Annotated in this window: 9 protein-coding genes and 1 pseudogene (1 of these 10 only partly in view); all 10 read left to right on the forward strand. The window is 72.7% G+C overall.

Annotated elements, in window-relative coordinates; translation table 11 throughout:
• The first annotated feature begins 63 nt into the window (after positions 1 to 63).
• Entirely contained in the window at positions 64 to 1,632 is a 1,569-nt protein-coding gene (locus KHC23_RS00515) for a hypothetical protein (RefSeq protein ID WP_213368242.1), read from the forward strand.
• A 137-nt stretch (positions 1,633 to 1,769) separates the two neighbouring features.
• Entirely contained in the window at positions 1,770 to 2,999 is a 1,230-nt protein-coding gene (gene coaBC, locus KHC23_RS00520; protein WP_213368244.1) for a bifunctional phosphopantothenoylcysteine decarboxylase/phosphopantothenate--cysteine ligase CoaBC, read from the forward strand.
• Positions 2,996 to 3,469, forward strand: a complete 474-nt coding sequence (gene dut, locus KHC23_RS00525) for a dUTP diphosphatase (RefSeq protein WP_213368246.1) — start codon at positions 2,996 to 2,998, stop codon at positions 3,467 to 3,469. Before coaBC ends, dut begins: the two co-directional genes overlap by 4 nt.
• A 9-nt stretch (positions 3,470 to 3,478) precedes the next feature.
• Positions 3,479 to 3,922, forward strand: coding sequence for an RrF2 family transcriptional regulator (locus KHC23_RS00530; protein WP_213368248.1), 444 nt, complete (start codon positions 3,479 to 3,481; stop codon positions 3,920 to 3,922).
• Between the two features lie 120 nt (positions 3,923 to 4,042).
• Positions 4,043 to 5,047, forward strand: a complete 1,005-nt coding sequence (gene cysK, locus KHC23_RS00535; protein WP_246543950.1) for a cysteine synthase A — start codon at positions 4,043 to 4,045, stop codon at positions 5,045 to 5,047.
• A gap of 135 nt (positions 5,048 to 5,182) precedes the next feature.
• A complete protein-coding gene (locus tag KHC23_RS00540) occupies positions 5,183 to 7,741 on the forward strand; it encodes a sensor histidine kinase (protein WP_213368250.1) in 2,559 nt (852 codons plus the stop codon).
• A 4-nt stretch (positions 7,742 to 7,745) separates the two neighbouring features.
• A complete protein-coding gene (tsaE, locus tag KHC23_RS00545; protein WP_213368258.1) occupies positions 7,746 to 9,557 on the forward strand; it encodes a tRNA (adenosine(37)-N6)-threonylcarbamoyltransferase complex ATPase subunit type 1 TsaE in 1,812 nt (603 codons plus the stop codon).
• Complete coding sequence (locus KHC23_RS00550) at positions 9,554 to 10,273, forward strand: nucleotidyltransferase family protein (protein WP_213368260.1); 720 nt, start codon at positions 9,554 to 9,556, stop codon at positions 10,271 to 10,273. Before tsaE ends, KHC23_RS00550 begins: the two co-directional genes overlap by 4 nt.
• A 39-nt stretch (positions 10,274 to 10,312) precedes the next feature.
• Complete coding sequence (gene addB, locus KHC23_RS00555; protein ID WP_213368268.1) at positions 10,313 to 13,384, forward strand: double-strand break repair protein AddB; 3,072 nt, start codon at positions 10,313 to 10,315, stop codon at positions 13,382 to 13,384.
• Positions 13,381 to 16,133 (forward strand): annotated as a pseudogene (gene addA / locus KHC23_RS00560) (double-strand break repair helicase AddA); it runs 694 nt beyond the window's last position. The gene addB and the pseudogene addA overlap by 4 nt, the downstream one beginning before the upstream one ends.

Consider the following 16,133-nt stretch of genomic DNA (forward strand, 5'->3'; position numbering starts at 1 on the left):
GGGTGCGGAAAGGGTCGATGTGGTGTAATGCTACTCCCTGCAATCTTTGCGGGGAGAAGGACCATGCGTGCCATATCCATGCTGTGCCTCGCCGGAGCGGTAGGCCTCACCACGGCCGCCGCGCAATATGCCTACAGCCAGTCGCCCTATGTCCCGGCGGCGGTGTTCTGCGCCGATGGCGGAACGGCGCCCTGTTCGATCATTCCGGCCTATATCGGCCCGGACCCGGACCTCGACCATAGCATCGGCTATACCGCCATCGTCGGCGGGCTGCCCACCAGCAGCGAAACCGATCCGCAGACGCCGTTCGACAACATGTCGTGGCAGAGCTTCGTCGGGCTGAACTGGATCGCGGGGACCGAATCGGCGCCGGCGGAAAAAGGCCTCGCGGCCACGGGCCTGCGTGTGTGGCAGACATGGGCGAAGGTGAACCGGGTGTTCGGCAATGCGCCGGTGCAGGCCGCCTGCGCCAACCCCTCGAACCTGCCGGTCATTTCCATCGGCAGCGACGGCGGCGGCAACCCCTCCCAGAAGAACGACGATTACTACCAGGCTTCGACCAACGTGCCGCTGATCGACATCAACGGCAACTGGACCCTGTTCGAGCGCCGGCTGAATGTCACCGAGATCGCCTATCTCGCGGCGCCGGGCGGCAATCCGTTCAACACGCTGCTGACCGTCACGGGGCAGAACAATTTCGTGGCGGCGGGCGACAGCGTCGCCTTCACCGCCTCCTCCACCGACCCGCGGGGCACGCGCGGCGCGATGGAGCTGAAGATCGCCTGGCGCCTGCTCGGCACCGATGACGATGCCGGCCGCTACATCACCCAGAAGGTGCTGCTGACGGTGGCGCCGGACCTCGTGATCGGCACGCAGCCGATCTGCGCGACGGTGACCGTCGGCATGGTCGGCATGCACATCATCCAGCGCAACCCCGACTATGCCACGAACATCGCCCTTGAGCCGGAATGGATCTGGTCGACCTTCGAGCATGTCGACAACGCCCCACTGGCTGAGACGGCGTGCGACCTGACCAACCCCCAGGCGTGCACCACTCTGAACAAGCCGTCCTGCGGCGGGGCGGCGTCGGGGGCGGCGGCCGGGTCCTATTTCGTGCCGCTGGCGAGCCCCGTCGCGGTCGCGACCAACGTCCCTCCCACGCCCTCGACGACCGGCCCCGCCTTTGTCTGGAACCCGATCCAGCCCTACGCCAAAGACTATACCCAGCCCGTGAGCGTGAACGGACGGACCTTCTATCTCGGGCCGCAGGTGGTGCGGTGCTGGCAGGTCTACACCCTGACCGACCAGCTCAACGCCCAGTGGCAGGCCGCGCTGGCGACGACGGGGTCGCCGCTGGCCCATTACAAGCTCGTCGGAACCCAATGGGGAGCGATCGGCGTCGACGGGGCGCTGCCACCCTATCCCAGCGACGCTGTGCCGGGCCTGCTCTCCAACACGACGCTGGAGACCTACATCCAGAACAACACCGAGCCGACGGCGTCGGGCGGACCGGGCTCCTGCGTCGCCTGCCATCGCGGGGCGACGCTGGTGGACGGCACAACGCCGTCCGACTTCAGCTTCCTTCCCGGTCTGGCGTCGCCCTCGCCGGCGCGGCTGGAGTTCGCGAAATAGGCCGGGCGCTTCCACGCCGCCGCCGGCCGGGTGCGTGCCGGCGGCGGGCGTTCAGCATGTTCGACCTTGCCCTTCGGCCGAATCGGCTTTTGGCTGTATGAACGGCCCACTGTCCCGATCCGGGCCCGAGGACCGACATGCTTGCCGACAAGCGCCTGCTACTCATCATCGGCGGCGGCATCGCCGCCTATAAGAGCCTCGACCTGATCCGCCGGCTCAAGGAGCGCGGGGCGGCGGTGCGGGTGGTGATGACACCGGCGGCGCAGCGTTTCGTCACGCCGCTGGCGGCCGGCGCGCTGAGCCATGAGAAGGTGTTCACCGAACTGTTCGACCGCGAGGCGGAACAGGATATCGGCCATATCCGCCTCTCGCGTGAGGCGGACCTTGTTGTCGTTGCGCCGGCCACCGCCGACCTGATGGCGAAGCTGGCGCACGGCCTCGCCGACGATCTCGCCTCCGCCGTGCTGCTGGCGAACACGCGGCCGCTGCTGCTCGCCCCGGCGATGAACCCGGCGATGTGGGCCAACCCCGCCACAAGGCGCAACGCGGCCCGGCTCGCCGCCGACGGCACCGCCTTTGTCGGGCCCAATGACGGCGCCATGGCCGAGCGCGGCGAGGACGGGGCGGGGCGCATGGCCGAGCCGCTGGAAATCGTCGCCGCCATCGAGCGGCTGCTGGGCGCCGGGGGGCCGCTGGCGGGCCGGCACGTGCTGGTCACCTCCGGCCCGACCCATGAGCCGATCGACCCGGTGCGCTATATCGCCAACCGCTCCTCCGGCAAGCAGGGCCATGCCATCGCCGCCGCCGCCGCCCGTGCCGGGGCGCGGGTGACGCTGGTCTCCGGCCCGGTGAACCTGCCCGACCCGCCCGGCGTCGCCGTGCGCCATGTCGAGAGCGCGCGCGACATGCTGGCGGCGGTGGAGGCCGCGCTGCCGGCGGATGTCGCCATCTTCGCCGCCGCGGTGGCAGACTGGCGCGCCGCGAGCGCGGCGGACGAGAAGATGAAGAAGGACGGCGGCGCGCTGGCGCCGCTGGCGCTGACCGAGAATCCCGACATCCTCGCCACCATCGCCCATCGCGCGGAAGGCCGGCCGCGCCTCGTCATCGGCTTCGCGGCGGAGACGCAGAACGTCGTCGCCTATGCGCAGGCCAAGCGCGCCCGCAAGGGTTGCGACTGGATCGTCGCCAATGACGTGTCGGCCCGCAGCGGCATTCCCGGCGGGGTGATGGGCGGGGATTCCAACGCCGTGCATCTCATCACCGGCGCGGGGGTGGAGGCGTGGCCGCCCGCTTCCAAGGCGGCGGTCGCGCAGACGCTGATCGCCCGCCTCGCCGCCGTCCTCGGGCCACTGGAGACCGCCCCGTGAGTATCGACGTCGCCGTCCGCGTGCTGCCGCATGGCGCGGGGCTGCCGCTGCCCGCCTATGCCACATCAGGCGCGGCCGGGCTCGACCTGATGGCGGCGCTGGCGGAGGGCGAGACGCTGACGCTCGCCCCTCTGGCCCGCGCGGCGGTGCCGACCGGGCTGGCGCTGGCCCTGCCGGAAGGGTTCGAGGCGCAGGTGCGCCCGCGCTCGGGCCTCGCGCTCAAGCAGGGGCTGACGGTGCTGAACGCACCGGGCACGGTCGATTCCGACTACCGTGGCGAGGTGAAGGTGCTGCTGGTCAATCTCGGCGCCGAGCCGGTGGTGCTGGCGCGCGGCCAGCGCATCGCCCAGATGGTGGTGGCGCCGGTGACACGCATTAAGCTGGTCGAGACCGGGGATCTGGACGAAACAACGCGCGGTGATGGTGGATTTGGTTCCACAGGGCTCGACGGCCGGCAAATATCGCGCTAGCCAAGAACCATGCCGCGCCTCTCCGATAAAAGCCTCCTCGCCATCGCCGCCGTCGTCGACGTCGCGCTGCACGCCCGTGGCATGCCGGTGGCGGCGAAGGCGCTGGCGGCCCGGCACGAACTGCCGCCCCGCCATCTGGAGCCGGTGCTGCAGGCGCTGGTCCATGCCGGCGTGCTGAAAGGCGTGCGCGGCCCGCGCGGCGGCTACGAACTGGCGCGCGAGCGACGGCGGATCACCGTCGCCGAGGTGGTCCGCGTTGTCGAGGCGGAGAGCGAGGATGCGCTGGAGGACTTTCCGCCGATCGTCCGCGACATCGTGCAGCCGGCCGTCGCCGAGGCCGAGCGCGCCTTCGAGGCGGCACTCGACGCGGTGACGGTGGAGGACCTGTGCCGCGCCGCCGCGCAGAACACGCTGCGCAAGGGCATGCCCGAGGGCATTGATTTCACGATTTAGAGTTGTGCATTGTGTGTTTTCTCGACTTGATGTCGTGAATATGCTAGGGGTGCCAGCGAAATCAGTGAGCCAATGACGGGCCGCGCCATCGTTGCCGGTTCCGCTTTGCTGGAGGCACCCATGGCCGAGACCGCCCCGAACACGCCCGCCGACAGTTCCGTGAAGCGCCCGACCGACGCGAAGCCGGGTCGCGGCCGGGTCTACAATTCGATCACCGAAACCATCGGCGACACGCCGCTGGTGCAGCTCAACCGGCTGCCGGCCGAGCGCGGGGTGAAGGCGCGCATTCTCGCCAAGCTCGAATTCTTCAACCCGATCGGCAGCGTCAAGGACCGCATCGGCGTCTCGATGATCGAGGCGCTGGAGGAGGCGGGCGTCATCAAGGCCGGCACCGTGCTGGTGGAGCCGACCTCCGGCAATACCGGCATCGCGCTCGCCTTCGTCGCCGCCGCGCGCGGCTACAGGCTGATTCTGGTGATGCCCGAATCGATGTCGGTCGAGCGCCGCAAGATGCTGGCGCTGCTCGGCGCCGAACTGGTGCTGACCCCGGCGGCGCAGGGCATGCGCGGTGCGGTGGCGCGGGCCGAGGAACTGGTGAAGGAGCTTCCCGATGCCATCATTCCCCAGCAGTTCCGTAACCCCGCCAACCCGGCCGTCCACCGCCGCACCACGGCGGAGGAGATCTGGAACGACACCGACGGCGCGGTCGATATCGTCATCTCCGGCGTCGGCACCGGCGGCACCATCACCGGCCTCGGCCAGGTGCTGAAGCCGCGCAAGCCCGGCCTGCGGCTGGTGGCGGTGGAGCCGGAGGACAGCCCGGTGCTCTCCGGCGGCCCTCCCGGCCCGCACAAGATCCAGGGCATCGGCGCCGGCTTCGTGCCGGAGGTGCTCGACCGTTCGGTGATCGACGAGGTGGTGACGGTCGGCAACCAGACCTCGTTCGAGACCGCCCGCGCCGTCGCCCGGCTGGAAGGCATCCCGGTGGGCATTTCCTCGGGCGCGGCCATCGCCGCGGCGCTGGAGGTGGGCGCGCGGCCGGAAAACGAGGGCAAGACCATCGTCGTCATCATTCCCTCCTTCGCCGAACGTTATCTTTCTACCGCCCTTTTCGAAGGACTTTGATCCTCGGCCTGTGTACCGCGGGGACGGCCCTTCTAGAGCGACTCCGGCTTCGATAAAGTCTCGGTGATTCGGTGCCTCGCCCTGGGTGAGGTGCCGGCCGAACAGGCGGCAGTCGGCAAGGGGAGGCGGGCGCGGATGGCGCATCCGGCCGGCAGGGGCGGGCATCAGGGCGGAAGGCGCCGGGCGGCGCTCACCGGTGGCCTCCGGGGCGTTGCCCGCGCCGTGACTTCCCGGCATGCGTCGCGCGCGATCCTTGTCGCCCTCATCGGCGGCGGGCTCGCCGGTTCGGTTTTGCCGGCGCGGGCGCAGCCGGCTTCCGAGCCGATCTTCGCGGTGCTGGCGGTGCAGGAGCCGAGCGCGCTGATCGGCCTCGCCCTCGTCGTCGGCCTCATCGTCTTCGCCGCCACCACCGCCATCGTCCATCTGCGCTACCGCCGGCAGTCGCTGCAGCGCGAGGCGGAGGCGTTCGGCGAGATCGCCCGGCTGGAAGCGCAGATCGACGAGGCGCGCGCCCTGCTGATGGCCGAGCCGCAGATCGTCATCGTCTGGCGCGATCCGGCGGCCGATCCCGAGATCATCGGCAACACGCCTGCCTTCACCGGCGTCGCCGCCCCCGCCCGCATCCTGGCGTTCGGCGCCTGGCTCACGCCGGTGTCGGCGCATGAGATCGAGGCGGCGGTGGACCGCCTGCGCGCGCGCGGCACCCCGCTCGCGGCCACGCTGGGGACGCAGGACGGGCGCTTCGTCGAGGCGGAGGGGCGCCCGGTCGGCTCCGCCGTGGTGCTGCGCCTGCGCGACATCACCGGGGTGCGGCTCGACCAGGCCCGGCTGGAGGCCGCCTATCGCGCGCTCGACGAGGAAAGCTCGGCGCTGCGCGCGCTGCTGGAGGCGCTGCCGGCCCCGGTCTGGGTCGGCGGCGAGGATGGCCGGCTGCGCTGGAGCAACGCGGCCTATGCCCATGCGGTGGAGGCGCCGGACGGCCAGGATGCCGCGCTGCGCGACCTCTCGCTGCTCGACCAGCAGACCCGCGCCAAGGCGCGCAAGCTGCACGCGGCGAGCCAGCCCTTCAAGGCCCGCCTGCCGGTGGTGGTGGCCGGCACGCGGCAGGTGCGCGACGTGCTGGAGGTGCCGGTCGGGGGCGGGGCCGCCGGCATCGCGCTCGACGCCACCGAGGCCGAGACGGTGCGGGCGGAACTCGCCCATGTCGTCGGGGCCCATCGCCGCACGCTCGACCAGCTCGCCACGGCGGTGGCGATCTTCGGCGCCGACCGGCGGCTGGTGTTCCACAACGCCGCCTATGCCAGCCTGTTCGATCTCGACGCCGCCTTTCTCGACGACCGCCCGACCGACGGCGCCGTGCTCGACCGGCTGCGCGCGGCGCGGCGCCTGCCGGAACAGGCCGATTTCCGCGTCTGGCGCGAGGACCTGCACGCCGCCTACCGCGCCATCGAGCCGCGCGAGCACTGGTGGCACCTGCCGGGCGGGCGCACGCTGCGCGTCGTCACCGCGCCGAACCCGGAGGGCGGCGTCACCTATCTGTTCGACGAGGTGACGGAACGCCTGGCGCTGGAGAGCCGCTTCGTGTCGCTGACCCGCATCCAGAGCGAGACGCTGGACGCGCTGGCCGAGGCGGTGGCGGTGTTCGGCAGCGACGGCCGGCTCGGCCTGTCCAATTCCGCCTTCCGCCGGCTCTGGCACTTCGACAAGGCGGCGCTCGACGCCCATCCCCATATCGACCTCGTGGCCGAGGCCTGCCGCCGCCTGACCACCGACGGCGCGGTGTGGCCACGGCTGCGCGCCGCCGTCACCGGCATCGAGGCGCGGGTGCCGACCGAGTTCCGCATGGAGCGCAATGACGGCACGATTCTCGACGGCTCCACCCAGCCGCTGCCCGATGGCGGCACGCTGGTCACGCTGCGCGACATCACCGACAGCGTCCATGTGGAGCGCGCGCTGGTCGACCGCAACGAGGCGCTGGTGGCCGCCGACCATCTCAAGAGCACCTTCGTCAGCCATGTCTCGTACGAATTGCGCTCGCCGCTGACCACCATCATCGGCTTCGCCCAGTTGCTCGACGACACCGGCATCGGCCCGCTCAACCCCAAGCAGCGCGCCTATGTGAACCACATCACCGAGAGTAGCGCGGCACTGCTCGCCATCATCAACGACATTCTCGACCTCGCCACCATCGACGCCGGGGCGATGACGCTGGACCTCGCCGATGTCGACCTGCGGGCGGCGATGGAGGCGGCGGCGGAAGGGGTGCGCGACCGCCTCGCCGAGGGCGGCATCCGTCTCTCCATCGAGCTGCCGCACGCCGCCGGCAGCTTCCGCGCCGATGCCAAGCGGGTGCGGCAGGTGCTCTACAACCTGCTGTCCAACGCGGTCGGCTTCGCCCCCGAGGGGTCCACCGTCACCCTTTCCGCCGAGCGGCGCGACGACAAGGTTGTGTTCCGCGTGCGCGACACCGGCCCGGGCATCGCGCCGGAAATCGGCGCCCGGGCGTTCGACCGCTTCGAGAGCCACACCGCCGGCTCGCGCCATCGCGGGGTCGGCCTCGGCCTGTCCATCGTGCGCTCGCTGGTGGCGCTGCATGGCGGCACGGTCAGCCTGAGCGCGGCGCCGGGCGGAGGGACGCTGGTCACCTGCACTTTCCCGCGCGTGGCCGATGCCGGCCGGAACGCGGCGGAGTAGGGCGATGATCGACAGCCGCAGCACCGGTTCCGTCCCGACCAGCCCGGTGGCGCACTGGGACGTGGTGCTGCCCGACGAGACCGCCACCGGGCGCCTCGCCATGGACCTCGCGGCGCTGCTGCGACCGGGCGACCTGGTGACGCTGGGCGGCGATCTCGGCGCCGGCAAGACCACGCTGGCGCGGGCGATGATCCGCGAATTGGCGGGCGACCCGGAACTGGAAGTGCCGAGCCCCACCTTCACGCTGATGCAGGTCTACGACCTGCCGCGCCACCGTGTGGTGCATGCCGATCTCTACCGCCTGGGCGACCCCTCCGAGCTCGACGAACTCGGCTGGGGCGAGCAGACCGACGGCGCGGTGACGCTGGTGGAATGGGCCGAGCGGGCCGAGGGCGCGGTGGCGCAGCCGGACCGGCTGGAAGTGCACATCACCCTGCCGCCGGAAGGCGCCGAGAAGATGCGCCGGGTGCGGCTGTTCGGCTTCGGCCGGATGGCCGGCGCGCTGTTCCGCATGCGCTCGATCCGGGCGCTGCTCGATCAGGTCGGCTTCGGCCCGGCGCAGCGCCGGCATCTGCAGGGCGACGCCTCGACCCGCGCCTATGAGCGGCTCGTCGGCCCCAAGCGCAACGCCGTGCTGATGAACGCTCCCCGCCGCCCGGACGGCCCGCCGGTGCGCGGCGGCAAGTCCTACAGCGCCATCGCCCATCTCGCCGAGGACGTGAAGCCCTTCGTGGCGATGGCGCGGGCGCTGCGGGCGCGCGGCCTCTCGGCGCCCGCCATCTATGGCGGCGATCTCGATGCGGGCCTGCTGGTGATCGAGGATCTCGGCGACGAGGGGGTGCTCGAAGGCACGCCGCCGGTGCCAGTGGCGGAGCGCTATGAGCGGGCCGCCGACGTGCTGGCGGCGCTGCACGCGCAGGACCTGCCGGCGACAGTTCCGGTCACCACCGGGCTCGATCATCATCTGCCCCCCTACGATCTCGACGCCATGCTGATCGAGGTCGAGCTGCTGCTCGACTGGTACCTGCCCCATGCCGGCGGGCGGGTGCCGATCGACGCCCATCGCTCCTTCCGCCAGCTCTGGGCGGCGGCGCTGGCGCCGTCGCTGGCGCAGAAGCCGGTCTGGGTGCTGCGCGACTATCATTCGCCGAACCTGATGTGGCTGCCCCAGCGCGCCGGGCTGGCGCAGATCGGCCTGCTGGACTTCCAGGACGCGGTGATGGGCCCGCCCGCCTATGACGTCGTCTCGCTGGCGCAGGACGCCCGCGTCGACGTGCCGGAGGCGCTCGAACTCGCCCTGCTCACCCGCTATGTGAAGGCGCGGCGGGCGGGCGATCCGACCTTCGACACCAAGGCGTTCGCCGCCTCCTATGCGGTGATGGGGGCGCAGCGCGCCACCAAGATCCTCGGCATCTTCACCCGCCTCAACCAGCGCGACCGCAAGCCGGTCTATCTCGGCCACCTGCCGCGCATCTGGGCCTATCTGCAGCGCTGCCTGTCCTTCCCCGATCTCGGCGGCCTCGCGAGCTGGTACAAGGACCATGTGCCGGCGCCGGGCGCCGCGCGCCTTCCGGTCGGCGCCCGGCCCATCGGCGGCCCGCTGCCGCGCCCGCCGCTGCCCTCCGGCCGGCCGGCCATGCCGTCTTTCGCACCGGAGGCGCGCGCGACCCCGGCGCCGCGCCCGTCCGGCCCGGCATCGGCGTTCCAGCCCCCGCCCGCCCCGGCCACGGCCATTCCCGCCGCCGACGCGCCGGCAGCGGAAACGCCCGCGGATCCTGCTTCCCCCGCAACGCCGAACAAACCCGGGCACCCATGACCGCCATCACCACTGCCATGGTGCTCGCTGCCGGCCTCGGCACGCGCATGCGCCCGCTGACCGATGCCATACCCAAGCCGATGGTCGAGATCGGCGGGCGGGCGATGATCGACCTCGCGCTCGACCGGCTGGCCGATGCCGGCGTCGAGACGGCGGTGGTGAACCTGCACTGGCACGCCGATGTGCTGGAGCGCCACCTCGCCGGCCGCACCCGCCCGCGCCTCCTGCTCTCCGACGAGCGCGCCCAGTTGCTGGAGACCGGCGGCGGCATCCGCAAGGCGCTGCCGCTGCTCGGCCCCGACCCGTTCTTCGTCGTCAACGCCGACACCCTCTGGATCGAGGGCATACGGCCGAACCTTTCCGCGCTCGCCGCCCGGTTCGACCCGCAGGCGATGGACATCTGCCTGCTGCTGGCGCCGGCGGTGGCCTCGATCGGCTATGAGGGGCGCGGCGATTTTCTGATGGACGGTGAGGGACGCCTCACCCCCCGGCCGGAGCGGCTCACCGTTCCCTTCGTCTATGCTGGCGCGGCGGTGGTGGCGCCGTCTATCTTCGCGGACGCGCCGGAAGGGCCGTTCTCGCTGAGCCGGCTGTTCCGCCGCGCCGCCGAGGCCGGCCGGCTGTTCGGCCAGCGCATGGAAGGGGTGTGGATGCATGTCGGCACGCCGGAAGCCATCGCCGAGGCGGAGGAAGCCATCCGCCGCTCCAAGGACTGACCCGATGGCCGCCGCGCCGCCAGCGCCGGGAGCGGGCGCATGAGCGCTGACGCGCCGCGCCGCGGGCCGAGGCTGTTCACCATCCCGCCCTCGGCGTCTTTCGTGGCGACGCTGGCCGATGCGCTGCTCGACGGCGAACTCGTTCCGGGCTTCGCCCCGCGCGGCGACCCGCTGCTGCTGGCCCGGGCCACCGTGTTCCTGCCCACCCGCCGCGCTGGCCGCCTGCTGGCCGAGGCGCTGCGCGCGCGGATGGGGGCGGGGGTGACGCTGCTGCCGCGCATCGTGCCGGTCGGCGATGTCGACGAGGACGCGCTGGCCTTCGCCGAGAGCTATACCGACCCGCCGCGCCAGGTGCCGCCGACCACGCGCCGCCTCGCGCTCGCCAGCCTCATCCGGGCGTGGCGCCGGGCGCTGGCGGGGCAGGACGGGCGCGTCGCGGTCGCCGCCGGGCCGGGCGCCGAATTCGCCCTCGCCGACGAACTGGCGCGGCTGATCGACGAGATGGCGGCGCAGGAAGTGCCGTGGGAGCGGCTCGACGCGCTGGTGCCCGGCGAGCACGACCGCTACTGGGACATGGCGCTCGACTTCCTCAAGATCGCCCGCGCCTTCTGGCCCGCCTTCCTCGAAGCCGAGGGCTGCGTCGACGCCAGCGTGCGCCGCGACCGGCTGATCGCCGCCGAGGCGGAGCGGCTGGCGAGCCTGCCCGAGGGCGGCCCGGTGATCGCCGCCGGCTCCACCGGCTCGATGCCGGCGACGGCCCGGCTGCTGGCCACCGTGGCCCATCTGCCGAACGGTTGCGTCGTGCTGCCGGGGCTCGACCTCGCCCTCGACGCGCGCTCCTGGGAGGCGCTGACGGATGAGGAGGCCAGCGCGCCGAGCCACCCGCAATATGGCCTCGCGCTGCTGCTCAAGCGCCATATGCGCGTCACCCGCGAGGCGGTGCGCGAGCTGGCGCCGCCGGCGCCGCACGGGCGCGAGACGCTGCTCTCCGAGGCGCTGCGCCCGGTCGCCTCCACCGAGCAATGGGCGACCCTTTCGGCACGGCTGGACGGTCCCGCCATCGACGCGGCGCTGGCCGGGGTGAGCGTGATCGAGGCCGAGGACGCGCGCGACGAGGCGCTCGCCATCGCGCTGGCCTTGCGCGAGGTGCTGGAGGTGCCGGGGCGCAGCGGCGCGCTGATCACCCCCGACCGCGACCTCGCCCGGCGGGTGGCGGCCGAGCTGCTGCGCTTCGAGTTGAGAATCGACGATTCCGCCGGCGAGCCGCTGTCGGAAAGCGGGCCGGGCCGCTTCGCCCGACTGGTCGCCGATGCCTGCCGCGAGCAACTGGCGCCGCTGCCGCTTTCCGCCGTGCTGCGCCACCCGCTGGCCCGCTTCGGGCTGGACCGCGCCCGCCTCGACGCCGGCGCCGACGCGCTGGAGATGATGGTGCTGCGCGGCCCGCGCCCGGCGCCGGGCGCGCCGGGGCTGACCGGGGCGGTGGCGGGCTTCGAGCCGAAGGGCTTTCACCCGCGCGACCCGCGCGCCGGTATCGGCGAGGAACGCCGCGCCCTTGCCGGCGCGCTGGCGGGGCGGATCGCCGCGGCGCTGGCCCCGCTGCTGGCGCTGGGGGAGGGCGAGCATCCCTTCGCGGTCCTGCTGGAGGCGCATCGCGCGGCGGTGCAGGCGGCGTGGAGCGGCCCGGACGCTGGCGGGCCGCAGATCGATTTCCCGGCGGACGAGATGGCGCTGGCCGAACTCACCCGCGCCTTCGAGGCGCTGGGCGAGGGCGCGGCCCATGCGCCGGATATGACACTGGCCGACTATGCCGCCGCGCTGGTGCTGCTGCTCGCCAGCCAGCCGGTGCGCCCGCCGCTGCTGCCCGGCGCCCGCCTGCGCATTCTCGGGCCGCTGGAAGCGCGCCTCGTCGGCGTCGACCTTGTGGTGCTGGCGGGGCTGGTCGAAGGGACCTGGCCGAACGCGGTGCGCGCCGACCCCTGGCTCAGCCGGCCGATGCGCGCCGCGCTGGGGCTGGAGGCGCCGGAGCGGCGCATCGGCCTTTCCGCCCATGATTTCGCGCAAGGCTGCGGCGCGCCGCAACTGGTGCTGTCCTATCCGCGCAAGCTCGGCGGGGCGCCGAGCGTGCCCTCGCGCTTCCTCCAGCGCCTCGCGGCGGTGAGCGGGGAGGCGCGCTGGCGGGAGGCGATCGCGCGCGGCGACCGCTTCCGCCGTCTCGCCGGATTCATCGAGGAAGAGCCGCCCGCCGCCCGCATCGCCCGGCCGGAACCGGCGCCGCCGCTGGAACGGCGCCCGAAGCAGCTCAGCGTCACCGAGATCGAGACCTGGCTGCGCGACCCCTACACCATCTATGCCCGCCACGTGCTGCGCCTCGCCCCGCTGGACGGGCTGGACGAGGCGCCGGGCGCCGGCGAGCGCGGCAGCGCCATCCATGATGCGCTCGGCAGCTTCGCGCAGGCTTTTCCCGAGGCGCTGCCGGAGGATGCCGAGGCGGTGCTGCTGGCCTGTGGCCGGCGGGCCTTCGCGCCGCTGGAGGCGTTTCCCGCCGAGCACGCGCTGTGGTGGGCGCGCTTCGCCCGGCTGGTGCCGCGGGTGATCGGCTGGGAGCGGGCGCGGCGCACCCGTACCCGCCGCGTGTTCGCCGAGAAATATGGGCGCCTGAAGCTGGCGGGCGGGCGCTTCACCCTGACGGGGCGCGCCGACCGTATCGAGCAGTTGGCCGAGGGCGGGCTGGCGATCCTCGACTTCAAGACCGGCGCGGTGCCGACGGCGAGGCAGACGGCGGTGCACTACTCCCCGCAACTGCCGCTGGAAGCGGCCATGGCCGCAGCGGGGTGTTTCCCGGATGTGCCGGGCGAAGAGGCGGCGGCGCTGGTCTATGTCCGGCTCGGCACGGCTGAGGTGAAGGAGATCGGCGCGGTCGACAAGGACGCGACCGCCGCCGGCCTCGCCACCGACACGCTGGCGCGGCTGCAGACGCTGATCGCCGCCTTCGAGAACCCTTCGCGCGGCTATGCCTCGCTGGCGCGGCCGATGTTCGGCGGGCGCTATGGCGATTACGACCATCTGGCGCGGGCGAAGGAATGGTCGACCGGCGGGGAGGGCGAGGAATGAGCGATGCCACCGATCTCGCCCCCGGCGCGCTGCGGGCGGCGACCGTGCTGCAGACCTCCGCCTCCGACCCGATGTTTTCCGCCTGGGTCTCGGCCAATGCCGGCTCGGGCAAAACCCATGTGCTGGCGCGGCGGGTGATCCGCCTGCTCATGCGCGGGGTGCCGCCCGGGCGCATTCTTTGCCTCACCTACACCAAGGCGGCGGCGGCCAACATGGCCAACCGGGTGCTGGGCGAACTGCGCCGCTGGACAACGCTGGACGACGAGGCGCTCGACGCCGAGATCGTCCGCACCGATGGCGGCGAACCCGGCCCGCAGCGGCGGGCGCAGGCGCGGCGCCTGTTCGCGCAGGCGCTGGAAACGCCGGGCGGGCTGAAGATCCAGACCATCCACGCCTTTTGCGGCGCGCTGCTGCACGCTTTCCCGTTCGAGGCCGGGGTGCCCGCCGGTTTCGGCGAACTGGAGGAGGCGGCGCGGCTGGAGCTTCTCGCCCGAGTGCGCGCCGAGGTGGTGCTGGAGGCGGCCGGGGCTCCGGAGAGCGCGCTCGGCCAGGCGCTGGCGCTGATCGTCGGCCAGACCTCCGACACCGGCATCAACGAACTGCTGAAAGAACTGGTGGCCGATGCCCCGGCGCTGGAAGCGAGCGAGGACGATCTGGCCCGCGCCGTCGGGCTCGACGCGCCGGTGGCGTCACGCGAGATCGAGCGGGCCCTCGTCGAGGCGGCGCTGATCCCGCGCGGCGCGTGGACCGGGCTGGCCGAAGCGCTGGTTCTGGAAGGCGGCAATTGCGCCAGGCGCGGGCAGGCCCTGCACGAGGCGGCGCTGGCGCCGGAGGAGGCGGTGGCCGAAGCCTATGCCGGCGTGTTCCTGAAGGAGGATGGCGAGCCCTATGCCGACGGGCAGTTCGGCAATGCGGCGGCGCGGGCGAAATATCCTGAGCTTCTCACCGAGCGCGACCGCATCGCCCCGCTGGCGCGCGAACTCGCGGCGGCCCGCGCCTTCGAGCGCAGCCGCGCGGTGCTGATTCTCGGCCGCGAGGCGGCGCGGCGCTATGTCAGGGCCAAGGCGGCGCGCGGCGTGCTCGACTTCGCCGATCTGGTCGACGCGGCGCGGCGGCTCTTGGCCTCCGGCGCCTCGGCCTGGGTGCACTACAAGCTCGACCAGGGCATCGACCATGTGCTGCTCGACGAGGCGCAGGACACCAGCCCCGAGCAATGGGAGGTGATCCGCCCGCTGGTGGCCGAATTCTTCGCCGGCGCCGGTGCGCGCGAGGGGCGCGCTTTGCCGCGCACGCTGTTCGTGGTCGGCGACGAGAAGCAGTCGATCTTCTCCTTTCAGGGCGCCGATCCGCGCCGTTTCGACACGGTGCGGCGCGAATTCGAAGCGGCAGGCGGCGCCGGCTTCGTGCATGTGGAACTGCAGCACTCGTTCCGCTCGGCGCCGGGCATATTGGAGGCGGTGGACGCGGTGTTCGGCCGCGAGGCCTCCTATCGCGGTCTTTCCGCCGAGGCCAAGCCCCCGGTGCACGCGCCGATCCACGCCGCGCTGCCGGCGCTGGTGGAGATGTGGGAGCCGGAGGCACCGAGCGAGAAGGTGGATGTCGACGCCTGGCAGCGCCCGCTCGACGCGCCCGGCGCTGACGACCCCAAGGGACGGCTGGCGAAGAAGATCGCCGCCCATATCGCCGCGCGCATCGCGGAAGGTTTTCCCGTTACCGGGCGGCACGGCACGCGCCCGGCCCGGCCGGGCGATTTCCTCATCCTGGTGCGGCGGCGCGACGGGCTGTTCACCTCGATCATCCGCGAACTGAAGCAGGCGCGCGTCGATGTCGCCGGCGCCGACCGGCTGGTGGTGGCCGAGCATATCGCGGTGATGGACCTGATGGCGCTGGGCGACGCGCTGCTGGCCCGCGACGACGAACTGGCGCTGGCCAGCGTGCTGAAGAGCCCGCTTTTCGGCCTCGACGACATCGACCTGATGGCTCTGGCGCCCGCTCGCGAGGGGCTGCTGGAGGACACGCTTGCCGCCCGCGCCGGCGAGAACCCGAAATGGGCCGCGGCGGCTTTGCGGCTGGCGCGGCTGCGCGGGGAGGCGCTGAGCCTGCGCCCGTTCGATTTCTACGCCCGCGTGCTGGGGCGCGAGCGCGGCCGCGCCGCCATGCTGGCGCGCCTCGGGCCGGAGGCGGCCGACGCGCTCGACGAGATGCTGGCGCTGGCGCGCGCCTATGAGAGCCTTGAAGCGCCCTCGCTGGCGGGGTTTCTCGCCTTCCTGCGGCGTGGCGGCGCCGAGGCCAAGCGCGACATGGAGGCGGGGCGCGACGAGGTGCGGGTGATGACGGTGCACGGCGCCAAGGGGCTGGAGGCGCCCTATGTCATCCTCGCCGACACCACCTCCGGCCCGATGACCCGCCGCGCCGCCGGGCTGTTGCGGGTCGAACTGCCGGACGGGCGCCGGGTGGCGCTGCACGCCCCGGCGAAGAAGGGCGACACCCCGGCCATGGCGGCGGCCCGCCAGCGGGGCGACGACGCCCAGCAGGACGAATATCGCCGCCTGCTCTATGTCGCGCTCACCCGCGCCGAGACGGCGCTGGTGCTCTGCGGCGCCGACGGGGCGAGGAAGCGCCCGCCCGAGTGCTGGTACGACCTGGTGCGCGGGGCGCTGGAGCCGGAAGCGGCGGAACAGGCGGCGACCGGCTTCCCCGGCACGGTCTGGCGCTGGCGCGCCGCCGCCGCCGCCCCGGCCATGGCGCA

The organism is Ancylobacter dichloromethanicus (genome assembly GCF_018390645.1).
GTDB classification, from domain to species: domain Bacteria; phylum Pseudomonadota; class Alphaproteobacteria; order Rhizobiales; family Xanthobacteraceae; genus Ancylobacter; species Ancylobacter dichloromethanicus.

Excerpts from the sequence above, each read along its gene's own strand:
- KHC23_RS00515 (WP_213368242.1), top strand. The coding sequence starts at position 64 with ATGCGTGCCATATCCATGCTGTGCCTCGCCGGAGCGGTAGGCCTCACC.
- coaBC (WP_213368244.1), top strand. The coding sequence starts at position 1,770 with ATGCTTGCCGACAAGCGCCTGCTACTCATCATCGGCGGCGGCATCGCC.
- KHC23_RS00530 (WP_213368248.1), top strand. The coding sequence starts at position 3,479 with ATGCCGCGCCTCTCCGATAAAAGCCTCCTCGCCATCGCCGCCGTCGTC.
- cysK (WP_246543950.1), top strand. The coding sequence starts at position 4,043 with ATGGCCGAGACCGCCCCGAACACGCCCGCCGACAGTTCCGTGAAGCGC.
- KHC23_RS00540 (WP_213368250.1), top strand. The coding sequence starts at position 5,183 with ATGGCGCATCCGGCCGGCAGGGGCGGGCATCAGGGCGGAAGGCGCCGG.
- tsaE (WP_213368258.1), top strand. The coding sequence starts at position 7,746 with ATGATCGACAGCCGCAGCACCGGTTCCGTCCCGACCAGCCCGGTGGCG.
- KHC23_RS00550 (WP_213368260.1), top strand. The coding sequence starts at position 9,554 with ATGACCGCCATCACCACTGCCATGGTGCTCGCTGCCGGCCTCGGCACG.
- addB (WP_213368268.1), top strand. The coding sequence starts at position 10,313 with ATGAGCGCTGACGCGCCGCGCCGCGGGCCGAGGCTGTTCACCATCCCG.